Raw genomic sequence first — 23,263 nt, 5'->3', positions numbered from 1 at the left:
ACCTCCCGGCACCGTTAGCGGCCGATGAACGAGCCTACGCCCGCCCGCGCGCGGCGACGCCGCCCTGCGGGGTGGCGCCGGGTGGACCGGCCGCGACGGGGGGTGGGGGGTGCGAGCGGCCCACCCGGCGCCGATGGGGGGCGGGAGGGTTGTGCTTATAGGGTCAACCGCATAGCGATTGGCGCTCGCAGCATTGTGAGCGGTCTCGCACGCCCGTGGGAAGCCCGCACCCGGCGCCCGGCGTCATTGTCGGATATCCGACAGTTTACCCCCGTCGATACGTATTGACGCCCCGCTATCGCTCCCGGACCGCGGCGATCGCCGCCGCGAGGCGACGCACACCCTCGTCGATCTGGTCGACGGTCACCGCGGAGTAGGCCAGCCGCAACGCGTGCTCGCCGCCCTCCAGCAGAAAGTCGCTGCCCTTGACGACCGCCACACCCCGCTCCGCCGCCGCCGGCAGGACCGCGTCGACGTGCACGTCCTCGGGCAACTCGACCCAGAGGAAGTAGCCGCCGTCCGGCTCGGTGAAGCGCACGCCCGGGATGTGCTCCCGCAGCGACCGGGCCAGCACCGACGCCCGCTCGCCGAGCGCCCGGCTGACCGTCGCGATCGAACGCTCGATGTCGCCGGAGACGCAGAACTGGTGGACGATGGCCTGCGCCACCATGCCGGGCGAGATGTACAGATTCGTGGCCTTCTTGGCGATCGACGCGATCGTCGCAGCCGGCCCGACCAGATAGCCGACCCGCACACCCGGGCAGATCGTCTTGGTGAAGCTCGACGCGTGCACCACCACGCCGCGCTCATCCATCGACAGCATCGACGGCAGCGCCTCGCCGCGGAACCGGACGTCCGCGTACGGGTCGTCCTCGAAGATCGTGAAGCCGAACTCGGCGGCCAGCTCCAGCAGGGCGCGCCGCTTGGGCAGGGCGAGGGTCACGCCGGCCGGGTTCTGGTAGTTCGGGATCACGTGCGCGAGCTTCGGGCGCACCCCCGACTCCAGCAACTTGCGCAGCTCGTCCGTGTCCAGGCCGTCCGGCTGGAGAGTCACCTGGTGCACCTCGCCACCGAGGTTGCGCAGGTTCAGCAGGGTGCGGTCGTAGGTCGGCCGCTCCACCACGACGGCGTCGCCCGGCCCGACCAACTCGTTGAACAGGAACGCGTCCGCCTGCAACGAACCGTTCGTGACCAGCACCTGCTCCGGCGCGACGCCGTGCTTCTGCGCGATCCACTCGCGCAGTGGCAGATACCCCACCGAGGTGCCGTACGCCGTGATGCCGGCCGGATCGGCCTCGAAGGCCCGCTGCGCGGCGGCCTTGAGCCCCGCGACGTCGACGATGTCCAGCGAGGGCGCCCCACGGGCGAACGAGATCAGCTGCTCGGCGGTCATGGTTGCCTAGGGTACGTGGCGCCGCGGCGGGGCTCCGCCGGGTTGATCCGCCGTCCACCACCTGGGCATGCCATCAGCGCCCGCGGATAGGGCCGCCGGGAAGAACACTCGAGACCCGAGTCCGAGGCCGGCGGCCCGCCGGCCCGATAGATTTCCCCTGTGCCCCCCGAACCGCTGCGCTGCGCCGGCGCCCTGATCGTCGACGACGACGGGCGCATCTTCGTCCAGCGCCGCTCCCCGCGGCGGAAGCTGTTCCCCAACTGCTGGGACATCGTGGGCGGGCACCTGGAGCCGGGCGAGAGCCTGGCGGAGGCCCTGGCCCGGGAGGTCACCGAGGAGACCGGCTGGCGCGTGTCCATCGTGCTCGGCGAGGTCGGCGAGTACCGGTACCGGGGCAGCGACGGCCTGGAACGGGTCGAGACGGACTTCCTCGTCCGGGTCGACGGCGACCTGTCCCGGCCCCGGCTGGAGCCCGGCAAGCACACCGAGTACCGCTGGCTCACCGAGGCCGACCTGGACGTGCTCGACGAGGACCGGGCGGTCAACGACGGGCTGCTGCGCACCATCGTCACCGCCGGTTTCGCCGTCCTGCGGACGCTGGGGCTGTAGGGCCGGGGCTGTCGCGCGTGTACCTGGAGCCGGAACCGTTCGCCGCGCTCGTCGCGCCCGCGATCGACCGCCTGGTCGCCGGAACCATGGCCGCCGGGCGCGCGGCGGGCGGCGCCGAGATCAGCCAGCGTTACGGCGGCCCGGACGCCACCGGGTTCCTGGTCGAGTTCCGCACCCGCCTCGCCGGGCCCGGCGGGGCGGTCACGCCGGCCGGGTTCGCCGCCGTCACCCGGTACCGGGAGCGGGCCGCCTGCCTGCGTGTCCTGGACAAGCAGGTGGCGCACGGGATGATCCGGCGCGGCCCGGAGGGCTGGGTGCAGGCCACCGAGCGGGGGCACGCGTTCCTCACCGAGATCTACGCGATGCACGCCACGCTGACCGCGGGGCTGTGGTCCGGCGCCGAGGCCCGGATCGCCCGGCTGGCCGAGACGCTCGGCCGGCTGCTGGCCGCCGCCGAACACACCGCCGGCGAGGCGTTCGCCGCCATGGCGCCCCCGTACGAGCCCGACGGCACGCCGCCCGGGGTGCTGCTGCTCAACCGGCTCGGCACGCTGCGGTACCACCGGGCCGACGCGCACGCCGCCGCCTGGCGGGCCGCCGGTCACACCGCGCGGAGTATCACCGACCTGGGTCCCGGGCCGGAGCGGGCCGCGATCGAGGCGGATACCAACCGCCGCGCGGCGCCGCCATACGCCCAGCTCAGCACCGAGGAACGGCTGCACCTCCTGGCCGATCTGGCCGCCCTGCCGAACTGAGCCGGCCGCCCCCGGGCCGCGCTCCGGACGGCCCGCCCGTCACCGACCGCTATCCTTCCCTGCGTACCTGCGGATTGCGGGTACGTGAATCCCGCCGGAAGGATTGCGGAATGATCGGCCTAGTGCTCGCGGCCGGCGCGGGGCGTCGCCTCCGCCCGTACACCGACACGCTGCCCAAGGCGCTGGTACCGGTGGACGGCGAAACCACCATCCTGGACATCGCGCTGCGCAACCTCGCCGAGGTGGGGCTGACCGAGGTGACCGTGGTGGTGGGGTACGCCGCCGAGGCGGTACGCGAGCGGCAGGACGGGCTGGAGGGCCGGTACGGGGTCAAGCTGACCCTGGTGCACAACGACAAGGCCGAGGAGTGGAACAACGCGTACTCGCTGTGGCTGGCGCGCGACCACTTCGCCCGGGGAGCGCTGCTGGTCAACGGCGACACCGTGCACCCGGTCAGCGTGGAGAAGACCCTGCTGGCCCAGCGCGGCCCCGGCATCCTGCTGGCCATCGACGACGTCAAGAAGTTGGCCGAGGAGGAGATGAAGACCACCTTCGACGCCGCCGGCCAGCTCACCCGGATCACCAAGCTGATGGACCCGGCGGAGGCGTTCGGCGAGTACATCGGGGCCACCCTCATCGAGCCGCGCATCGCCGCCGACCTGGCCGACGCGCTGGCGGCCACCTGGCGCCGCGACCCCGACCTCTACTACGAGGACGGGTACCAGGAGTTCGCGAACCGGGGCGGCGAGGTGCGGGCCGCCACCATCGGCGACGTCGACTGGGTCGAGGTGGACAACCACGAGGACCTGGCCCGGGCCCGGGAGATCGCGTGCCGCTACTAGCCCGTTCCGTGATGGCGCCCCTGGCCATCGAGGTGCGCCGGGGCGCCGTGGCCGACCTGGGCGCGATCCTCTCCGACGGGCGGATCTCGGCCGGCGGCGACGTGGCGGTGGTGGTCGGCCCCGGCCAGGGCGAGAAGATCGCCGAACTGATCCGGCCGACGCTGGGCTCCGCCGACTTCTTCACCGCCAACGGCGCCACCCTGGACGGCGCCAACGAGCTCGGCGCCAAGCTGGCCGCCCGGTCCTACGACGCGGTGGTCGGCATCGGCGGCGGCAAGACCGTCGACGTGGCCAAGTACGCCGCCATGCGCCGCGGCCTGCCGATGGTCTCGGTGGCCACCGCGCTGGCCAACGACGGCATTGCCTCACCGGTGGCCAGCCTGATCAGCGACGGCATCAAGGGCTCGTACGGCGTGCACATCCCGATCGCGGTGATCGTCGACCTGGACTTCGTGGAGAGCGGTTCGAACCGGCACAACCGGGCCGGCATCGGCGACGTGATCAACAACATCAGCGCGCTGGCCGACTGGGAACTGGCCCGCGAGGTCCGCGGCGAGCCGGTGGACGGCCTGGCCGCGTCGCTGGCCCGGGCCGGCGCCGAGGCGGTCCTGCACCACCCCGGCGACATGACCGACGACGGCTTCGTCACCGTGCTGGCCGAGGGGCTCATCTCCAGCGGCCTCGCGATGGCCGTCTGCGGCACCAGCCGGCCGGCCAGCGGCGGCTGCCACGAGATCATGCATGCCATCGACGCGCTGTTCCCGGGCACCGGCTCGCACGGCGAACTCGCCGGCCTCGGCGCGCTGTTCTGCACCTTCCTGCGCGGCGACGAGCAGCGGCTCGCGCAGATGTCCGCGTGCCTGTCCCGGCACTGCCTGCCGCGCACGCCCGCCGACTTGGGCCTCACCGACGACCAGTTCGTCCAGGCGGTGGAGTTCGCGCCGCGCACCCGGCCGGACCGGTACACCATCATCGAGCACCTCGACCTGTCGCCGGACGAGGTCCGCGCGAAGCTCGCGGAGTACACCCGTGCGGTCGCTGGCTGAGGGCGCCGCCGCGCCGCCGCCCACCTGGCGCACCTACTACGCCACCAACCGGGGTGGGGGGCTGTTCAGCGAATCCCTCAGCCAGCGGCTCGGCGCGCTCATCGCGGCGCCCGCCGGGCGGCTCGGCGCCCCGCCCACCGCGTTGACGCTGGTCAACCTGGCGCTCGGCCTGGCCGTGTCGGTCACCGTCGTGCTGCTGGCCGGGCCGGTGGCCGCCGGCACCGTGCCCGCCTGGCCGGTCGGGCTGCTCGCCCTGCTCGGCTGGCAGGTGGCGTACGCCTTCGACTGCGCGGACGGCCAACTCGCCCGCGTCACCGGGCGCACCAGCCCGGCCGGCGCCCGCCTCGACATCCTGTGCGACGTGGCCGCCCAGATCGCCCTGGTCACCGCCGTCGCCGCGGTCGCCGCGGCGCAGCGCCCCGGCGTGCCCACCTGGCTGGTCGCCGCCTTCGCCGGCACCTGGATGGTCAACCTGGTGACCTCGGTGCTCCAGTCCGGCGCCCAGGGCGCCTCCATGGTCACGTCGCGCTCCCTGCCGGTCCGCCTGGTCAAGCTGGTCCGCGACTACGGCGCGGTGATCGCCCTGGCCGGTCTGGTGCTCACCCTCGTTCCCGCCTGGACGGTGGCGTTCGTGGTCGCCTTCACGGTCGTGAACGGCGGCTTCCTCCTGGCCAGCATCGCCTTCGGCAGCGTCAGCTCGATGGCGCCCCGCAGCGAAGGCCCGCGTAGATCTCAAGGAGTCGACGGGTGACGGCGTCCGGGTGGAACATCCGCTCGTACCGGGTGCGGGCGCGGGCGACCAGGGCCGCGGCGCCGTCCCGGGCGGTGGGCAGGGCGGCGGCCATCGCCTCGGCCGTGGGCGGGACCACCCAGCCGGCGGGCTCGTCGCTGCCGATCAGGAACGGGATGCCGCCCATCGCGGTGCCGAGCACCGGGCGGCCGTGCGAGAGCGCCTCGATGATGATCGTGGGCAGCACGTCGTGCCAGGTGGAGGCGGCCACGACGACGGCGCTGCGGCGGATCGCCGCACCGGTGGCGGTGCGGTCCAGCGGACCGAGGAACTCGACGTCGCCCCGCTCGGCGGCGGCCCGCTCGGCCAGGCCGCGCAGTTCCCCGTCGCCGGCGACGCGCAGGGTGCCGAGGGACTTCTCCGGGTGCGCGCGCCAGGCGTCCAGCAGCAGCGCCAGCCCCTTCTCGGGGGCGAGCCGGCCGGCGAACAGGAACCCCTCGCCCGGCCCGGTGGGGGGTGGACCCGGGTCGGCCACCGCGTTGGGCTTGACCACGATCCGCTCCGCGGGAATGCCGTACTCCCGCAGATGCGCCTCGATCGCCGAGGTCAACGCGATGTACCGGTCGACCGAGCGCCAGGTCGGGCGGTGCACCGCCAGGGTCGTGGCCATGATCGCGCTCTGCGCGCGGGAGCCCCGGTAGCAGCCGTGCACGACGGCCGGCAGGCCGATCACGCGCCCCTTGCATTCGGTACAGACCTGCCCGTCCCGGAAGTAGAGGCCGGACGAGCAGACCTGGCGGTAGTTGTGCACGGTCTGCACCACCGGCACGCCGTGCCGGTGCGCGGTCCGCACCACCCAGGGCGAGAGCAGCGGGTACGGGTTGTGCAGGTGCAGCACGTCGGGGCGGTGCTCCGCCAGCAGGGCGGCGAGGTCGCGCTGGGCGGCCGGCGCCCAGATCGGGGAGACCGGCAGCAGCGCCTTGCCGGCCGGCGAGAGGGCGCCGATCTCGTCCGAACTGCGCAGGAAGGGGATCACCTCGACCCCGGCGGCGCCCAGTTGGGCGATCTCGGCGTCGACGATGGTGTTCTCGCCCGACGGCAGCGCCTCGCGATACCGGTTGTGCGCGACCACCACTTTCATGGATGACGAGGCTACCGTTGCGCACATGCCCGAGTTGCCCGAGGTGGAGGCGCTCGCCGCCTACCTGCGCGAGCGCGCGGTGGGGCGGCGGGTCGAGCGCGCCGAAGTCGCCGCGATCAGCGCCCTGAAGACGTACGACCCGCCGCCGTCCGCGCTGGCCGGGCAGCCGGTCACCGGCGCCGGCCGGCACGGCAAGTTCCTGGACCTGACCGTCGGCGACGACCTGCACCTGGTGGTGCACCTGGCCCGGGCGGGCTGGTTGCAGTACCGGGAGTCGTTCGGCGGGAACGCGCCGCTCAAGCCCGGCAAGGGGCCGATCGCGCTGCGGGTGCGGCTGGACGACGGCTCCGGCTTCGACCTGACCGAGCAGGGCACCCAGAAGAAACTCGCGGTGTACCTGGTGCGGGAGCCGGCGCAGGTGCCCGGAGTGGCGAAGCTGGGTCCGGACCCGCTCGCCGTGGACCTGGACGCGTTCAGCGCGCGGCTGCGCGCCCGGCGCGGCCAGGTCAAGGGCATGCTCACCGACCAAGAGGTCTTCGCCGGGATCGGCAACGCCTACTCGGACGAGATCCTGCACGTGGCGCGGCTGTCCCCGTTCGCGCTGACCAACCGGCTCACCGACGAGCAGCTGGGCGCCCTGCACGCCGCCGTCCGCGAGGTGCTGACCGACGCGGTGACCCGCTCGACGGGGCAGAAGGCCGCGACGCTCAAGTCCGAGAAGCGTTCCGGCCTGCGGGTGCACGCCCGCACCGGCCTGCCCTGCCCGATCTGTGGCGACACGATCCGGGAGGTGTCGTTCCACGACTCGAGCCTCCAGTACTGCCCCACCTGCCAGACCGGCGGCAAGCCGCTCGCGGATCGGCGCCTGTCCAAGCTGGTGCGATAACCGTGCGTACCCTAACGATCGCTTTCGGGCAGGAAGTGGTCGGTGAGCATTCGCGTGACTGTGCATGATTCGCGGGCAACTCGGACCTTCCACGGTCACATTCCGTCGGTATAGTGGCCCGGTCCCGCATCCCATCACCCCGATGGGAGGCAGACGCGGTGTCCCAGGCTGTTCCCCGGCCGGAAAGGTGGCTGCGGCGGTGGCTCAGCGACTGGCGACACCAGGTAGCGGAGGGCGTAGTTGAGGTGACGACCAGCCTCCAACGCCCGACACCTGACACCGATACCGGTGGCGAGTCGGGCGCGGGTGCTCAGTCAGGCGCGGGTTCCGAGGCGGATGCGGATGCCGCACCCGGCGTGAGCGCTCCCCCGGGCCCGAGTGCCGGTCCGAGCACTTCGTCGGGCCTGAGCGGCTTTTCGGGCCCGAGTGCTTCGTCGGGCCCGAGTTCCCAACGAGGCGTGAGTGCCCAGGCTGGCGCGAGTCCCCAACCGGGCCTGAGCGCCGAATCAGGCGCGAGTGCTCAACCCGCCCCCGATACGCCGGCGGGCGGCGGTGAGGGCGGTACCCTGCGGCACGTCGACAGCTTCGAGATCCAGCCGCCGGCGCCGCACACGAACGGCGTACCCCGCTCCGCCTGGACCCGGTCCGGGCGGCGGGTCTCGCGCTGGCACCGGCCGTACACCGCGGTGCTGGTCGCGCTGGACTTCGGCGCCGCCGCGCTGGCCAGCTACTTCGCGATCACCAGCTTCGCGCAGGCCATGGCCGGCTTCACCAAGGGCCACGACGACCTGTTCTGGTTCCGCATGGTGGCGTACGTGCTGCTGCCGCTGGGCTGGCTCATCGCCCTGTGGGGGCACGGCGCCTACGACCGGCGGTACCTGGGCATCGGGGCCGACGAGTTCAAGCGGGTGGTGCGCGCCGCGATCACCGTCACCGCCAGCGTCTCGTTCGTGGCCTTCGCCAAGAAGATCGACCTGTCCCGGCTCTCGGTGGGCACGGCCCTGATCGGCGCGCTCGTCTTCATCCTGCTGCTGCGCTACGGGTCCCGGCTGATCCTGCACCTGGTGCGGCGCCGCGCCGGCCAGGCCGGGCACCGGATGCTGCTGGTCGGCACGCTACCCGAGACCCTGGAGGTGTACTCGGCGGTGACCCGCAGCCCGGCCGCCGGGCTCGTGCCGGTCGCCATCCACATCACGGACGGGTACGCCGCGTCCCGGGGCATCGAAACACCGGTGCCGGTGCACGCCGGCCGGGACATCCTCGGCCTGGTCCGCGAGGTGGGCGCCGACACGATCGCGGTCTGCGGCTCCGCCAGCGCCGAGCCCGGCGAACTGCGCCGGCTGGCCTGGCAGCTGGAGGGCACCGGCATCGACCTGGTGGTTGCACCGCAGCTCACCGACATCGCCGGCCCGCGGGTGCACATCCGTCCGATCGAGGGCCTGCCGCTGCTGCACGTCGAGGAGCCGACCCTCTCCGGCCCCGCCTGGCTGGCCAAGAACCTGCTCGACCGGGTCGCCGCCGCCGTCGGCCTGGTGCTGCTGGTGCCGCTGTTCATCATCGTCTCGCTCGGCATCCGCATCTCGGACCGGGGCCCGGTCTTCTTCCGCCAGCCCCGGGTCGGCCACGAGGGCCGCACGTTCCGGGTCTGGAAGTTCCGGACGATGTACACCGACGCCGAAGAGCGCCTGGCCACCCTGCGGGACCTCAACGAGAGCGACGGCCTGCTGTTCAAGATGAAGCAGGACCCCCGGGTCTTCCCGTTCGGCCGCTTCCTGCGGGCCACGTCGCTGGACGAACTGCCCCAGTTGCTGAACGTGCTGGTCGGCGAGATGTCGCTGGTCGGCCCGCGCCCGCTGCCCGCCGACGACGGCGACTTCCTCGGCGACGTGCGGCGCCGGCTGCTGGTCCGGCCCGGCATCACCGGGCTGTGGCAGGTCTCCGGCCGCTCCGACCTGTCCTGGGACGAGGCCGTCCGGCTGGACTTGTACTACGTGGACAACTGGTCCCTGGCGTACGACCTGAGCATCCTGTGGCGCACGGTCGGGGTGGTGCTGGCGCGCAAGGGCGCCTACTAGCGCCCGTTTCGGAAGGGTCGATCGAGTCGCGGACCTCGCCGGTCGTCGTATGGCTCGGCGCGGCCGACCAGGCCGTTTCGAACCGGGCGCTCGCGCCACTGGCGCGGCCGGCGGTGCGTCCACGAGGATGCCTCCCGTGAGGGGGCTGCCCACGGCACTGGCCGTCCTGGCGCTGGTGACCGCCCTGGCCGGCGCGGTCGTCGCGGTGCTGCGGTTGCGCCGCGGCCGGGCCGTGGCCACCGCCGAGCAGCGGGCCACCTACGACGTGCTGCACACCGCCGAACTGGCCGCCGAGCCGCTGCGCGCCGGGCTGACCCGGGCCAGCGCCGCCAAGGCGGTGCGCCACCTGCGGGCGCTGGTCGGCGCGGCCGGGCTGGCCGTGGTCGACGCCACCCAGGTGCTGGCCCTGGACGGGCACGGCGACCACCACCGGGCGCAGTTGCTCGCCGCCGCCCAGCGCGCCGTGGCCACCGACCGCTCCGCGGTGCTCGGCGAACCCGACCTGGCCTGCGACCGGGTGGACTGCGTGGTGCGCGGCGCGGTCGTCGCCCCGGTCCCGGTCCCGTCCGGCCACCCGAACGCCGCGATAATCGCGATTGCGGACGGGCTGCCCGCGCCCGGCCTGGTCCAGGCGACCCTGGAGACCGCCCGGTGGGCGTCCAGCCAGCTCGCCGTCGCGGAACTCGAATCGTCCCGGGAGCGGCTCGCCCGCGCCGAGGTGCGGGCGCTGCGCGCCCAGATCAGCCCGCACTTCATCTACAACGCGCTCGGTGCCATCGCCTCGTTCGTGCGCACCGACCCCGAGCGGGCCCGCGAGCTGATCCTGGAGTTCGCCGAGTTCACCCGGTACTCGTTCCGGGCGCACGGCGAGTTCACCACGCTCGCCGAGGAACTGCGCTCGATCGACCGGTACCTGACCATCGAGCGGGCCCGGTTCGGCGACAAGCTCCAGGTCCGGCTCCAGATCGCGCCCGAGGTGCTCCCGGTCGGGCTGCCGTTCCTGTGCCTCCAGCCGCTGGTGGAGAACGCCGTCCGGCACGGGCTGTCGCGCAAGCCGGGGATGGGTACGGTGAGCATCGAGGCGCGGGACGCGGGGGCGGAGTGCCTGATCACGGTTGAGGACGACGGCGTGGGCATGGACCCGGCGGTGCTGGCCGGCACTTCGGCCGCCGGTGACGAGTCGGCGGACGGCCAGCACGTGGGCCTGTCCAACGTGGACGAGCGGCTGCGCGCCGTGTTCGGTGACGGGTACGGCCTGGTGGTGGACACCGGCCTGGGAGCGGGGACGAAGGTGAGCATGCGGGTGCCGAAATTCCACCCCGGGGTGCGGCCGTGACGGGGTTCCTGCGGGTGCTGGCCGTGGACGACGAGCCGCCGGCCCTGGACGAACTGGCCTACCTGCTGCGCACCGACTCGCGAGTGGCGCACGTGCACACCGCCTCCGACGCCACCGACGCGCTGCGGGTCCTGCGCGACGTCGACGTGGACGCCGTCTTCCTGGACATCCGCATGCCCGGCCTGGACGGTCTGGAACTGGCCCGGGTGCTGCGCCGCTTCGCCCGGCCGCCGGCGATCGTGTTCGTCACCGCCGCTGACAACGGCGCCGTGGACGCGTTCGACATCGGCGTCACCGACTACGTCCGCAAGCCGATCCTCGCGGAGCGGCTGACCGAGTCGATTCGGCGGGTGCTCACCTCCCGCGTCGTCGCCGCCCACCCGGCGGCGCTGGCCCGGGCGGAGGAGGACCCGAGCATCCCGGTCGAACTGGCGGGCACCACCCGGATGCTGCCGCGCTCGGCGGTCCGCTGGGTGGAGGCGCAGGGCGACTACGCCCGGCTGCACACGGCGGACGGCTCCCACCTGGTGCGGGTGCCGCTGGCGACGCTCGCCGAGCGCTGGGCGGACGCCGGCTTCGTGCGGATCCACCGGTCGTACCTGGTCCAGCTGCGGCTGATCGCCGAACTGCGGTTGGCCAACTCCGGTTACGTGGTGGTCGTGGACGGCTCGGAGCTGCCGGTCTCCCGGCGGCACACCCGGGACCTCAAGGACCGCTTGGTCCGCGCCGCCAAGCACGACTGGGGCCGGTGACCGGCGGTTACCCACAGGGTTATCCACAGGATCGGAACGGCTCGACCGGGTCGATGGCGAGCGGGAACGCTCCTCCGCACGCCAGTTCTCGCCCGGGTGCACGCCTGCCGTCTCGGCGTACCGGCCGGCCGTCAGGCGCAGCACCGTGAGCGTCTGCCGCGCCTGGTCGACGATCCAGTACTGCGGGATGCCGGCCACGGCGTACTCGTGCCGCTTGACGACCAGCGGTTCGGCCGGCGCCTGCCGACCGAGCGGGCGGTGCGGGCGGTTCGCGACGCCGCCGTGTGACACGTCCGCGTGCGGGCTCACGATGAGGCTCCCGTCGAAGATTCGTAGCGGTAGCCCTCGGGGAGCCCGGCGAGGTCGTCCACCGTCGGTCGTCCACCGTCCAGAGGGATTCGAGTCCGGTCGGATCAGGGTCACTGACATGGTGTCTCTTCTACCGGACCCCGCCGGGGCGAGCCGGAGTTATCCACAGGCACCGGTAGTTATCCACAAGTCGGTCTTGGTGATTGCGTGACGGGCCATGCCCCGCAAGACTGCCGGGCATGGCCACCAAGCGCGCCCAGCCCCCCACCCGCACCCGGGTCGTGCTGGGCGAGCTGAGGCAGCGCCGGAGCGCGGGGGAGCGGCTCGCGGGCGACCGGGTGGAGTTGAGCGAGCCGAGCGGGGTGGGCGACGCGCTGGTCCGTGGCCTGGTGCGGGCGCAACTGGTGCTGGCGCTGCGGCTGACCCTGGTGGTCGCGGTCGGGCTGGGCGGGTTGCCGCTGCTGTTCGTGGTGGCCCCGGCCGCCGGCACCGCGCGGGTGTTCGGGGTGAACGTGCCGTGGCTGCTGCTCGGCCTCGTGGCGTACCCGTTCCTGGTCGCGGTCGGCTGGGCGTACGTGCACCTGGCCGAGCGCAACGAGCAGCAGTTCACCGCGGTGGTCCGCCGGCCGGAGCGCTGAGCGGTGGGGTCCAGCCCGTACACCGTGGCCGCGATCGTGGCGGTGACCCTGGTGACGGTGGTGATCGGCGCGTACGGGCTGCGGATGGCCCGCACCACGTCCGACTTCCTGGTGGCGTCCCGGGCGATCAGCCCGACGTGGAACGCGGCCGCGATCGGCGGGGAGTACCTGTCGGCGGCGAGCTTCCTGGGCGTGGCCGGCCTGGTTCTCAAGCACGGCGTGGACGTGCTCTGGTACCCGGTCGGCTTCGCGTCCGGGTATCTGGCGCTGCTGCTGTTCGTGGCGGCGCCACTGCGCCGGTCCGGCGCGTTCACCCTGCCGGACTTCTGCGAGGTGCGATTACGCTCCCGCCGGCTGCGCAAGTTGGCCACCGCGTTCGTGCTGTTCATCGGCTGGCTGTACCTGGTGCCGCAGTTGCAGGGCGCCGGGCTGACGCTCGCCACGGTCACCGGCAGCCCGTACGCCCTCGGCGCGCTGCTGGTCGGCGGGGTGGTGACGGCGAACGTGGCCCTCGGCGGGATGCGGGCGATCACGTTCGTCCAGGCGTTCCAGTACTGGCTGAAGCTCACCGCCCTGGCCGTCCCGGTGATCTTCCTGGCGCTGCACTGGCAGGCCACCGACCGGCCGCCGGTCACGCCGGTCGGCGGCACCACCTTCCCCCGGGCCACCACGGTCGTCGTGGAGCGGCCGGCCACGCTCACCTTCCCGGACGGCGCCACCCTGGAAGTCGGCCACGGCGAGCGGTTGGAGTTCGCGGTGGGGACGCCAGTCCCGCGGGTCTCCGGCGTCGACGCGGAGTTCGGCGGGGACTGGCTGCTCCCCGGCGACCGGCACCGCGAGGACGGCGGCCTGTTCGGCACGTACTCCCTGATCCTGGCCACGTTCCTCGGGACGATGGGGCTGCCGCACGTGCTGGTGCGCTTCTACACCAACCCGGACGGCGCCGCCGCCCGCCGCACCACCCTGGTGGTGCTCGCGCTGGTCGGGCTGTTCTACCTGTTCCCCACCCTCTACGGGGTGCTCGGCCGGATCTACACCCCGCACCTGCTGATGACCGGCGAGACCGACGCCGTGGTGCTGCTGCTGCCCGGCGCCGCGCTCGGCAGCGGACTGCTCGGGCAACTGCTCGGCGCGCTGGTCGCGGCCGGCGCGTTCGCCGCCTTCCTGTCCACCTCGTCGGGGCTACTGACCAGCGTGGCCGGCGTCCTGTCCACGGACGTGTTCGGCCGCGGCGGGATGGCGCAGCCGGGCTCGGTCCGCGGATTCCGGATCTCCGCGGTGCTGGCCGGCGCGGTACCGACGCTGCTGGCGCTGAACGTCTTCGGCCTGGACGTGTCCCAGGTCGTCGGGATGGCGTTCGCGGTCGCGGCGTCCACGTTCTGCCCGCTGCTGGTCCTCGGCATCTGGTGGCGGGGCCTGACCGACGTGGGCGCCGCCGCCGGCATCGTGGCCGGGGGCGGCGCGTCCGTGCTGGCGGTGCTGGTGACCGTCGCCGGGCCGCCGATGGCGCCGTGGCCGGCCACGCTGATCGGGCAGCCGGCGGCCTGGACGGTGCCGCTGTCGTTCCTGGTGATGCTGGTCGGCTCGGCGCTGACCCGACGCCGGGTGCCGGCCGACGTGGGCACCACCATGCTGCGGTTGCACGCGCCCGAACCGCTGCGACCCGAGCCGGACCGGCCACGGACCGCTCCGGCCGCCGGGGTGCGGACAGCGGGTACCGTCAAGGCGTGACAGACGGGGAGCATGCCGCGCTCAGCCTGCGTGGGCTGGTCAAGCGCTTCGATGACAAGACGGCGGTGGCGGGCCTCGACCTGGACGTGCCGCCGGGCTCGTTCTTCGGCCTGCTCGGCCCCAACGGCGCCGGCAAGACCACCACGCTGTCGATGGCGGTCGGCCTGCTGCGCCCCGACGCGGGGGGCGCCTGGGTGCTGGGGCGCGACGTGTGGCACGACCCGGTCGAGGCGAAGCGCCTGCTCGGGGTGCTGCCGGACGGGGTGCGCATGTTCGACCGGCTCAACGGCGCCGAACTGCTCGCGTACACCGGCCTGCTGCGCGGCATGGAGCGGGACGTGGTGGAGCGGCGCGCGGCCGAACTGCTGGACGTGCTGGCCCTGGCCGACGCCGGGCGGACCCTGGTGATCGACTACTCGGCCGGGATGAAGAAGAAGATCGGCCTGGCCTGCGCCCTGCTGCACGCGCCCCGCCTGCTCGTGCTGGACGAGCCGTTCGAGGCGGTGGACCCGGTCAGCGGCGCCCTGATCCGCGACATCCTCCAGCGGTACGTGACCGGCGGCGGCACGGTGATCTTCTCCAGCCACGTCATGGAGGTGGTCGAGCGGCTGTGCAGCCACATCGCGATCATGGCCGAGGGGGTCATCCGGAGCGTCGGCACGCTGGAGCAGGTGCGCGGCGAGCGGCCCCTGGAGGAGGTCTTCGTCGAGGTGGTGGGCGGCCGCACCGCGACCGGTCAGGAACTGTCGTGGCTCTGACCGCCGCCGCGCCGCCCGCCGGCCGGGTGCGGATCAGCACGTTCGCCCGGCTGAAACTGCGGGTGCTGGGCAACAACTTCCGCGGCCAGGGCTGGCGGATCGCGCTGTTCATCGTCGGCAGCCTGCTCGGGCTGTGGCTGGCCGGCGTGGCGTTCCTGCTGTTCCTCGTCTCGGGGTACGCGGACAGCGACGAGTTCGCGGTGATCGCCCCGGCGCTGGGCGGCGCCGGGCTCACGCTCGGCTGGGTGTTCCTGCCGCCGATCTGGTTCGGCGTGGACGAGACGCTGGATCCGGCCCGGTTCGCCCTGCTGCCGCTGCGCCGCCGCACCCTGGTGACCGGGCTGCTGGTCGGCGCGCTGATCAGCGTTCCGGTGCTGATGGTGCTGTTCGCCACCAGCGGCATGGTCGTCGCCGCCGGGGCCCGGGGCGGGCCCGCCGCGGCGGCCGTGCAACTCGTCGGCGTGCTCGCCGGGCTGGTGCTGGGCGTCACGGTCAGCCGGGCGCTGACCAGCGCGCTCGCGAGCATGCTGCGCTCGCGCCGCATGCGCGACCTGGCCGCCATCGTGCTGGCGCTGCTGGCCGCCATGCTCGGCCCGCTCCAGATCTTCGTGCTGAGCGCCGCCCAGCACACCGACCTGGACCAGCTCGTCCGGGTCAGCCGGGCCCTCGGCTGGACCCCGCTCGCCGCCGCGTACACCGTGGGCACGGACGCCGCCGCGGGCACCTGGTGGGCGGTGCCGGTGAAGCTCGCGATGGTGGCGGCGGTGATCGCCGCGCTCCTGTGGTGGTGGTCCCGCTCGCTCGAGTCGGCGATGCTCGGCGCGACCGGCGCCTCGGGCACCCGCCGCCGCGACCGGGCGCCCGCCGCGCCGGGCGGTGCGGTCGGCGCCCTGCTCCCGCGTCCGCTGCGGCTGCCGGCGAGCCCGTTCGGCGCGCTGGTGGCCCGGGAGGTCCGCTACTGGTGGCGGGACGCCCGCCGCCGCGCCAACCTCATCACGTTCGGCGTGGTCGGGATCTTCCTGCCGCTGGTCTTCACGATCGGCTTCGGCCGCCTGACCGGGCTCGACGAGGCGCCCACACCGCCCCCGCTGGCCATCACGCTGTCGATGATCTCGGTCGGGGCACTGGCCGCCGTCACCCTCGCCAACCTGTTCGGCTTCGACGGCAGCGCGTACGCGGCGCACCTGACGATCCCGGTGCCCGGCCGCACGGAACTGCGCGCCCGCGCGGTGGCGTACAGCGTCTACATCGTCCCCATGCTGACCGTGATCGCCGTGCTGATCAGCCTCCTGCTCGGCGACCCCGCCCGGATACCCGCGATGCTCGGCGGGCTGTGGGCGGCGTACGGCGGCGGGCTGGCGGTGAACCAGATCATCTCGCTGTTCGGCGCCTACGCGCTGCCCGAGACCACCAACCCGTTCGCGGTGAACACCGGCGCCGGGGTGGCCAAGAGCCTGCTCACGCTGCTCTCGCTGGTGGCGACCGCGGCGCTGGCCGCGCCCGTCGCGCTGCTCGCGGCGCTGAGCGGGGACGCCTGGTCCTGGCTGGCCCTGCCGGCCGGCCTCGGGTACGGGTTGGGGGCCGCGGCCCTGGGCTCCTACATCGGCGGCGACATCCTCGACCGCCGCGCCCCCGAACTCCTCCAGGCCGTCACGCCGCGCCGCTAGCCTCACCCGCACCGCTGCGGCGGTCCGCCCGCCCGGGAGCAACCGCCACCGGAGTGGACGGCCCGGGAGTGGCCGCCGGATCGGGCGGGGGCGCCGCGACCGGGAGCCGGCGGCGGCGGGCCACCGGGAGCAGGACGCCGGCGAGGATGAGGGCGCCGCCGAGCAGGTCACGCGCGCCGAGCGGGCTGCCCGCGAGGGCGGCGAAGCCGGCGGCGAACAGGGGCTCGGTGGCGAACACGACCGCCGCCCGGGTGGCGTCCACATAGCCCTGCGCCCAGGTTTGCACCAGGTAGCCGAGCAGCGTGGCGGCGACCGTGCAGAACAGGATCCAGCCCCAGGCGCCGGGGCGGTGCGGCAGCCGGACCCCCTCGGCCAGCGCCCAGGCCGCCCCGGCCGCGCCGACGACCAGCAGTTGGACCGCGGTGAGCCCGAGCGCCCGGTCCGGGGTGGATACCTCGCTGAGCCCGATCAGGTGGAACGAGTACGCGACCGCGCCGGCCAGGGTCAGCGCGACGCCGAGGTCGACCGCCAGGCCGTGCAGGGTCAGCAGGGCCAGGCCGGCGGTGGCGAGCAGCGCGGCGGCCCACCCGGCACGGCCCACCGGGCGGCGCAGCAGCACCCGGCCGAGCAGCGGCGTGAGCACCACGTACAGCGTGGTGACGAAGCCGGAGACGGCCGGGGAGATGTGCCGCAGGCCCTCGACCTGTAGGCCGATGCCCGCCGCGAGCAGGACGCCCAGGCCGGCGCCGGCGGTCGCCTCCCGGCGGGTGAGGGCGCGGACCGCGCCCGGGCGCAGCGCGACCAGCAGGGCGCCGGCGGCCAGGAACCGGACGGCCAGGAAGCTCGCGGTGCTGGCCTCGGCGAGCACCCAGACCGTGCACAGGTAGGTGAAGCCCCAGACGGCGGCGGCGGCCAGCATGCCCCCCACCGCCCAGGTCGCCCGCCGCCGCACCGCCGAACGGTACCGGACTGAGTGGCGACTCAGTAAGGTCCCGCGCTGCGCGGCCCGGTGCGGGGCGGGCAGGATGGTGGGGTGCGGGACTTCGAGCCGGGCGCCGGGATCCACGGCACCGACCCGTTCGCCACCCCGGCGGCGGAGCGGTCGCCGGTGCGCCGGCTGCGCGGCCGCCTGCCCGCGGCGGTGACGCTGTGGACCGCGCCCGGTCCGGCCGGGCTGACCGTCTCGTCCACGGTCGTGGTGGACGGCGACCCCGGGCGGCTGCTCGGCATCGTGGACGACGAGTCCGACCTGTGGGCGGCGGTGGAGGCGGCCGGCCGATTCGCAGTGACGCCGCTCACCGCGCGGGACCGGCACCTGGCCGACCGGTTCGCCGGCCTGATGCCCGCGCCCGGCGGCCCGTTCAAGACCGGCGGGTGGCGGGAGACCGGCTACGGCCCGGTACCGGAGGGCGCTGCCACCTGGGCCGGCTGCCGCCTCGACGCGGCCCGCCCGTACGGGTGGGGGCTGCTGGTCGAGGCCACGATCGAGCAGGTGGCGGTCGGGGACGGCGAGCTGCCCCTGCTCCACCTGCGTGGCCGGTACCGGCAGGTCGACGACCGCTGACCGCTGTGGCGCCGGTCACTCGGCGCAGGGGAGATGCCGTTCGGCGCATCCGCCGGCACGCGCCCGTGCACGAGGCATGTCGATCCCTAGCGTCCCCGGTGAACCTCACCCGAACACCCCTTGTGAAGGTGGTGACACCGAATGAGCACAGACGCCCCCGAGACCGTCTCCACCGAGCCGGAACCGGAGCGCGGCCGCTACCTGGCCGTCCAGCAGTCGGCCGAGTTCGCCGGGCTGCGCAAGGCGCTGCGCGGCTTCGTCTTCCCGGCGACCGTCGCGTTCTTCCTCTGGTACGCCCTGTACGTGATCCTCTCGGCGTACGCCCGGGGCTTCATGAACACCCGGATCGGCGACACGCACATCAACATCGCGCTGATCTTCGGGCTGCTCCAGTTCGTCTCGACGTTCCTCATCGCCTGGTACTACGCCCGGTACGCGGCCCGGAAGGTCGACCCGATCGCCGACAAGATCCGGCACGACCTGGAGGGTGGCGCGCAGTGAACGGCCTTGTCCCCCTCGCCGCGGAGGTCACCAGCTCGACCGCGCGGACGATCACGATCACGCTGTTCCTCTTCTTCGTCGCGGTCACGCTGGCCATCACCATCTGGGCCAGCCGGCAGACCCGCAACGCCACCGACTTCTACGCCGGCGGCCGCACCTTCTCCGGCTTCCAGAACGGCATGGCGATCGGCGGGGACTACATGTCCGCCGCCTCGTTCCTGGGCATCGCCGGCCTGATCGCGCTCTACGGGTACGACGGCTTCCTGTACTCGATCGGCTTCCTGGTGGCCTGGCTGGTGGCCCTGCTGCTGGTCGCCGAACTGCTGCGCAACTCGGGCAAGTACACGATGGCGGACGTGCTGGCGTTCCGGATGCGGCAGAAGCCGGTCCGCACGGCGGCGGCGGTCTCGACGATCACCGTGTCGATCTTCTACCTGCTGGCCCAGATGGTCGGCGCGGGCGCCCTGGTGGCGCTGCTGCTGGGCATCAAGCCGGGGCAGACCTTCCTGGGCATGGACGCCGCCACCGCCAAGGTGGGGACGATCGTACTGGTCGGCGCGCTGATGATCGTCTACGTGACGGTCGGCGGCATGAAGGGCACGACCTACGTCCAGATCGTCAAGGCGTTCCTGCTCATGGGCGGCGCCATCCTCATGTCGATCATGGTGCTGGCGGCCTACCGGTTCAACCTGTCCACGCTGCTCGGCGACGCGGCGGCGGCCTCCGGCAAGGGCGAGAAGTTCCTCGAACCGGGGCTGCGGTACGGCATCGAGTCGGCCAGCGCCCTGGACACCTTCTACAGCAAGATGGACCTGCTCTCGCTCGGCATCGCGCTGGTGCTCGGCACCGCCGGCCTGCCGCACATCCTGATCCGCTTCTACACGGTGCCCACCGCCCGAGCGGCCCGCAAGAGCGTGCTCTGGGCGATCGGCATCATCGGCGTGTTCTACCTGCTCACCCTGGCCCTGGGCTTCGGCGCGGCGGCCATGGTGGGCAGCGCCAACATCACCGCGCAGGACAAGGCCGGCAACACCGCCGCCCCGCAACTCGCCCGCGAACTGGGCATCCGGTACCTCGGCGGGGACACCGGCGGCGCCGCCCTGCTGGCGGTGATCGCCGCGGTCGCGTTCGCCACGATCCTGGCGGTGGTCGCCGGGCTCACCCTGGCCTCCTCGTCCAGCCTCGCCCACGACTTCTACGCCAACGTCGTCAAGGGTGGGCAGGCCTCGGAGCGCCAGGAGGTCAACGTGGCCCGGATCGCGGCCTTCGTGATCGGCGCGGTCTCGATCGTGCTGGCGATCTTCGCGCAGAACCTGAACGTGGCGTTCCTCGTCGCGCTCGCGTTCGCGGTGGCCGCCTCCGGCAACCTGCCGGCGATCCTCTACAGCCTCTTCTGGAAGCGGTTCAACACCTCCGGCGCGACCTGGGCCATCTACGGCGGGCTGATCTCCGCGGTGGTGCTGGTCTTCTTCTCGCCGGTCGTCTCCGGGGCGGCGACCGCCATGTTCCCGCACCAGGACTGGCAGTGGTTCCCGCTGTCCAACCCGGGCATCATCTCGATCCCGATCGGCTTCCTGTGCGGCTGGCTCGGCACGATCCTGAGCGGGGAGTCGGACGCCGACAAGTACGCCGAACTGGAGGTCCGTTCGCTCACGGGCGCCGGCGCCCACTGACGCGGGACGCTGGGAAGAAAAGAGGTGGCCGGCCCCGCCCGACGGGGCCGGCCATCGTCCCATCCGGCCACCCTTCACCCGCCCGCACCGACCGGCACCGATAGGCTGACGCTCATGGCGGTCGAGCGGCGGTACGGCGAGGGGCACCGGATCCTGGTCACCGGCGGCGCCGGTTTCGTCCCGTCGCACCTGGTCGACGTCCTGGTCGAGCGCGGTTGCACGGTGGTGGCGGTGGACAACTTCGTCACCGGCTCCGAGGAGAACATCGCCCACCTGCGGGAGCAGCCGCTGTTCACGCTCGTCAAGGCGGACGTCTCGGACGGGCTGCCCGAGCACGTGCCGGCGCTGGTCGAACGCTTCGACGCGATCCTGCACATGGCCTCGCCGGCCAGCCCGACGGACTTCTCCGCGCTCCCGGTGGAGATCCTCCGGGTGGGGTCGGTGGCCACGCTGCACCTGCTGGAGCGGGCCGCCGAGGACGGCGCCCGGTTCCTGCTCGCCTCCACCTCCGAGGCGTACGGCGACCCGCACGTGCACCCCCAACCCGAGTCGTACTGGGGCAACGTGAACCCGGTCGGCGTGCGCAGCGTCTACGACGAGGCCAAGCGCTTCGCCGAGGCGGCGACCATGGCGTACCACCGCAGCCGGGGGGTGGATGTAGCGATCGTGCGGATCTTCAACACGTACGGCCCCCGGATGCGCCCCGACGACGGCCGGGCCATCCCCACGTTCATCAGCCAGGCCCTGCGCGGCGCGCCGCTGACCGTGCACGGCAGCGGCGACCAGACCCGGTCCATCTGCTACGTGGACGACCTGGTCCGCGGCATCCTGCTGCTGCTGGACTCGGCCGAGACCGGGCCGATCAACTGCGGCACCGAGCACGAGATGTCGATGCGCGACCTGGCCACCCGGATCATCGAGTTGAGCGACAGCCGCTCCGAGCTGGTGTTCCTGCCCCGCACCGCCGACGACCCGGAGATGCGCCGCCCGGACCTCACCCGGGCCCGGACGCTGCTCGGGTACCGGCCGGAGGTGGGGCCGGAGGAGGGTCTGCGCCGCACCATCGAGCACTTCCGCCAGCGGCTGCACTGATTCCCCTGTTTGTGCCGCCCGGCGTTGACTGACGTGCGCCCGGGCCGCCGGTACGTACCCTGGTGGAATGTCAACCTCGACATCCGGGCCGCCCCGGCGCGGCGCTTCGGGTCGCGCGTCGGTGCCCGGATCGCAGTCCCAGCCGCCGCGCCGGCGACCGGAACGCTCCTCCGGGGCGCCGGCCGGCCGCGCCTCGGGCCGGGCGGCGTCGCAGGGATCTCGGGAGCGGTCCGGGGAGGGCCGGCGCGAGGCCCGGTCGCCCGGTGGGCCGGGTGGCCCCGGCGGGCCGGGCGGGCGGGGCGGCCGCTCCGGCGGCCCCGGTGGCGCTCCCCGCCGGCCGCGCGTCCGCCCGCGGTGGGGGCGCATCTCGCTGGTGCTGGGCGTCCTGCTGCTGCTCCTGCTGGGGGGCGGCGGGCTGCTGTGGTACCGGGGGGTGGCCAGCAACGTCGCCCGCACCGACCCGTTCTCGGCGATCTCCGGCGGGCGCCCGCCGATCTCGCTGAACGGCGCGCTGAACATCCTCGTCGTCGGCAGCGACTCCCGGGACCCGGACGCCCCGATGGACAAGGCCAGCCAGTGGCGCGCCGACACGATCATCATGATGCACATCGCCGCCTCGCACGACCACGCCTACCTGGTCTCCATCCCCCGGGACCTGTGGGTGCCGGTGCCGGAGAACCCGAGCGCGAGCTGCGCCACCGAGCGCCGGGCGAAGATCAACGCGGCGTTCGCCTGGGGTGGGCTGCCGCTGGCCGTGCGGACCGTCGAGTGCTTCACCGACGTGCGGGTCGACCACGTGCTGTCGATCGACTTCGCCGGCTTCAAGCAGGTCGTCGACGCGCTCGGCGGGGTGGACCTGAGGGTGGACCAGACGATCACCTCGATCCACAAGCCGTACCGGGTGTTCACCGCGGGCCCCATGCACATGACCGGTGAGGAGGCCCTGGACTGGATCCGGCAGCGCAAGCAGTTCCCGGACGGCGACTTCGCCCGCATGCGCCACCAGCAGGAGTTCCTCAGGGCCCTGATGGACAAGGCGGCGAGCAACGGCACGCTGGCCAACCCGCTCAAGCTCAAGGCGTTCCTGGAGTCGGTCACCAAGGCCGTGACCGTGGACAAGACCTTCCAGTTGCCGGACCTGGCGTGGCAGTTCAAGGGGCTGCGCGGGGAGAACCTCACGTTCCTCACCAACCCGACCGCGGGCAGCGACACCATCGACGGGGAGTCGGTGCTGCTCTCCGACCGGGACAAGGCCGTCAACCTCTACGGGGCGATGCGCGCGGACAAGATGGCGGAGTGGTCGGCGGCGAACGGGGTGCCGGCGGGCAAGCCGGGGAGTTAAGCCGGGCGCTACCTGGCGGCCATTTTCCGTACCGCCACCGTGGCTACGGTGGCGCCCATGCTTTCCGCGCCCCCGCGGCGTCGCCGGCGTGACCCGCTCTGGGCGCGGCTAGTCGTGATCCTCGGTGCCCTGCTGATGGTGGGCAGTGGCGCGACGGTGGTGCTCGCCCGGGTGGCGATCAACGAGGCCACCTCGGGGATCACCACGACCAACCTCATCGGCGGGGACGCCGCCGCGGCGAGCGGGCCGGGCGGGTCGACCATCAAGGGCGCGATCAACCTCCTGCTGGTCGGCATCGACGTGCGGCCGAATGACGGCCCGGACGCGGGCGCCCGCTCGGACACGATCGTCATCCTGCACATCCCGGCCAGCCACGACCAGGGGTACCTGGTGTCGATCCCGCGGGACTGGCGGGTGCCGATC

General features: G+C 73.3%; 21 protein-coding genes and 2 pseudogenes. 19 read left to right on the top strand and 4 right to left on the bottom strand.

The window, feature by feature from the left end:
• Positions 1-295: 295 nt before the first annotated feature.
• Positions 296-1,393: an aminotransferase-like domain-containing protein gene (locus tag KJS59_RS05295; protein ID WP_213451153.1), complete on the bottom strand. Its 1,098-nt coding sequence runs from the start codon at positions 1,391-1,393 to the stop codon at positions 296-298.
• Between the two features lie 159 nt (positions 1,394-1,552).
• Between KJS59_RS05295 and KJS59_RS05290 the strand changes: the two genes are divergently transcribed.
• The 5 genes from KJS59_RS05290 to KJS59_RS05270 all read left to right on the top strand — a co-directional run bounded on the left by KJS59_RS05290 (position 1,553) and on the right by KJS59_RS05270 (position 5,396).
• On the top strand, positions 1,553-2,002 hold the full coding sequence (locus KJS59_RS05290; RefSeq protein ID WP_213451152.1) for an NUDIX domain-containing protein: 450 nt from the start codon (positions 1,553-1,555) through the stop codon (positions 2,000-2,002).
• A 17-nt stretch (positions 2,003-2,019) separates the two neighbouring features.
• The gene (locus tag KJS59_RS05285) at positions 2,020-2,757 is read left to right on the top strand and encodes a hypothetical protein (protein WP_249713891.1); all 738 of its coding nucleotides are present in this window, start codon (positions 2,020-2,022) and stop codon (positions 2,755-2,757) included.
• Positions 2,758-2,867: 110 nt separating this feature from the next.
• Positions 2,868-3,599, top strand: coding sequence for a phosphocholine cytidylyltransferase family protein (locus KJS59_RS05280; protein WP_213451151.1), 732 nt, complete (start codon positions 2,868-2,870; stop codon positions 3,597-3,599).
• Entirely contained in the window at positions 3,587-4,645 is a 1,059-nt protein-coding gene (locus tag KJS59_RS05275; RefSeq protein ID WP_213451150.1) for an iron-containing alcohol dehydrogenase family protein, read from the top strand. Before KJS59_RS05280 ends, KJS59_RS05275 begins: the two co-directional genes overlap by 13 nt.
• Positions 4,629-5,396, top strand: a complete 768-nt coding sequence (locus KJS59_RS05270; protein WP_376771127.1) for a CDP-alcohol phosphatidyltransferase family protein — start codon at positions 4,629-4,631, stop codon at positions 5,394-5,396. Before KJS59_RS05275 ends, KJS59_RS05270 begins: the two co-directional genes overlap by 17 nt.
• Here the strand turns inward: KJS59_RS05270 and KJS59_RS05265 are convergent.
• On the bottom strand, positions 5,338-6,516 hold the full coding sequence (locus KJS59_RS05265; RefSeq protein ID WP_213451149.1) for a glycosyltransferase family 4 protein: 1,179 nt from the start codon (positions 6,514-6,516) through the stop codon (positions 5,338-5,340). The two genes, KJS59_RS05270 and KJS59_RS05265, sit on opposite strands and share 59 nt — an antisense overlap.
• 25 nt (positions 6,517-6,541) lie before the next feature.
• Between KJS59_RS05265 and KJS59_RS05260 the strand changes: the two genes are divergently transcribed.
• The 4 genes from KJS59_RS05260 (at position 6,542) to KJS59_RS05245 (ending at position 11,565) form a co-directional block, all read left to right on the top strand.
• Positions 6,542-7,402: an Fpg/Nei family DNA glycosylase gene (locus KJS59_RS05260; protein WP_213451148.1), complete on the top strand. Its 861-nt coding sequence runs from the start codon at positions 6,542-6,544 to the stop codon at positions 7,400-7,402.
• A 566-nt stretch (positions 7,403-7,968) separates the two neighbouring features.
• The gene (locus KJS59_RS05255; protein ID WP_213451236.1) at positions 7,969-9,477 is read left to right on the top strand and encodes a sugar transferase; all 1,509 of its coding nucleotides are present in this window, start codon (positions 7,969-7,971) and stop codon (positions 9,475-9,477) included.
• A gap of 127 nt (positions 9,478-9,604) precedes the next feature.
• Complete coding sequence (locus KJS59_RS05250) at positions 9,605-10,813, top strand: sensor histidine kinase (protein WP_213451147.1); 1,209 nt, start codon at positions 9,605-9,607, stop codon at positions 10,811-10,813.
• Positions 10,810-11,565 (top strand): LytR/AlgR family response regulator transcription factor, encoded by a 756-nt coding sequence (locus KJS59_RS05245; RefSeq protein WP_213451146.1) that lies wholly within the window; start codon positions 10,810-10,812, stop codon positions 11,563-11,565. The genes KJS59_RS05250 and KJS59_RS05245 overlap by 4 nt, the downstream gene beginning before the upstream one ends.
• A gap of 84 nt (positions 11,566-11,649) precedes the next feature.
• Here KJS59_RS05245 and KJS59_RS32115 read toward each other — a convergent pair.
• Positions 11,650-11,994 (bottom strand): annotated as a pseudogene (locus KJS59_RS32115) (Uma2 family endonuclease); the annotation flags it as partial.
• Between the two features lie 119 nt (positions 11,995-12,113).
• On the opposite strand from KJS59_RS32115, the gene KJS59_RS05235 reads away from it, so the two are divergent.
• The 4 genes from KJS59_RS05235 to KJS59_RS05220 are packed head-to-tail and all read left to right on the top strand — an operon-like array spanning position 12,114 to position 16,668.
• The gene (locus KJS59_RS05235; RefSeq protein WP_213451145.1) at positions 12,114-12,512 is read left to right on the top strand and encodes a DUF485 domain-containing protein; all 399 of its coding nucleotides are present in this window, start codon (positions 12,114-12,116) and stop codon (positions 12,510-12,512) included.
• 3 nt (positions 12,513-12,515) lie between these two features.
• Entirely contained in the window at positions 12,516-14,243 is a 1,728-nt protein-coding gene (locus KJS59_RS05230; protein WP_249713889.1) for a sodium/solute symporter, read from the top strand.
• Positions 14,240-15,001, top strand: a complete 762-nt coding sequence (locus KJS59_RS05225; protein WP_213451144.1) for an ABC transporter ATP-binding protein — start codon at positions 14,240-14,242, stop codon at positions 14,999-15,001. The genes KJS59_RS05230 and KJS59_RS05225 overlap by 4 nt, the downstream gene beginning before the upstream one ends.
• A complete protein-coding gene (locus tag KJS59_RS05220) occupies positions 14,992-16,668 on the top strand; it encodes an ABC transporter permease (protein ID WP_213451143.1) in 1,677 nt (558 codons plus the stop codon). The genes KJS59_RS05225 and KJS59_RS05220 overlap by 10 nt, the downstream gene beginning before the upstream one ends.
• On the opposite strand, the gene KJS59_RS05215 is transcribed toward KJS59_RS05220, so the two are convergent.
• Complete coding sequence (locus tag KJS59_RS05215; RefSeq protein WP_213451142.1) at positions 16,652-17,620, bottom strand: DMT family transporter; 969 nt, start codon at positions 17,618-17,620, stop codon at positions 16,652-16,654. The two genes, KJS59_RS05220 and KJS59_RS05215, sit on opposite strands and share 17 nt — an antisense overlap.
• A gap of 81 nt (positions 17,621-17,701) precedes the next feature.
• On the opposite strand from KJS59_RS05215, the gene KJS59_RS05210 reads away from it, so the two are divergent.
• The 6 genes and pseudogenes from KJS59_RS05210 to KJS59_RS05185 form a co-directional block, all read left to right on the top strand.
• Positions 17,702-18,232 carry a flavin reductase family protein gene (locus KJS59_RS05210; protein WP_249713888.1) on the top strand — a complete coding sequence of 177 codons (531 nt, stop codon included), beginning with the start codon at positions 17,702-17,704 and terminating at the stop codon, positions 18,230-18,232.
• A 141-nt stretch (positions 18,233-18,373) separates the two neighbouring features.
• Complete coding sequence (locus tag KJS59_RS05205; RefSeq protein WP_213451141.1) at positions 18,374-18,733, top strand: DUF485 domain-containing protein; 360 nt, start codon at positions 18,374-18,376, stop codon at positions 18,731-18,733.
• Positions 18,730-20,406 carry a solute symporter family protein gene (locus KJS59_RS05200; RefSeq protein WP_213451140.1) on the top strand — a complete coding sequence of 559 codons (1,677 nt, stop codon included), beginning with the start codon at positions 18,730-18,732 and terminating at the stop codon, positions 20,404-20,406. The genes KJS59_RS05205 and KJS59_RS05200 overlap by 4 nt, the downstream gene beginning before the upstream one ends.
• Positions 20,407-20,520: 114 nt before the next feature.
• Positions 20,521-21,498 (top strand): NAD-dependent epimerase/dehydratase family protein, encoded by a 978-nt coding sequence (locus KJS59_RS05195; protein WP_213451139.1) that lies wholly within the window; start codon positions 20,521-20,523, stop codon positions 21,496-21,498.
• A 67-nt stretch (positions 21,499-21,565) separates the two neighbouring features.
• Complete coding sequence (locus tag KJS59_RS05190) at positions 21,566-22,840, top strand: LCP family protein (protein WP_213451138.1); 1,275 nt, start codon at positions 21,566-21,568, stop codon at positions 22,838-22,840.
• A gap of 57 nt (positions 22,841-22,897) precedes the next feature.
• A pseudogene (locus tag KJS59_RS05185) lies at positions 22,898-23,263 on the top strand (LCP family protein); the annotation flags it as partial.

The sequence above is a fragment of the Rhizomonospora bruguierae genome (genome assembly GCF_018397995.1).
In the GTDB taxonomy this organism is placed as follows: Bacteria; Actinomycetota; Actinomycetes; order Mycobacteriales; family Micromonosporaceae; genus Rhizomonospora; species Rhizomonospora bruguierae.
This window is presented reverse-complemented; position numbering and strand designations above follow the sequence as displayed.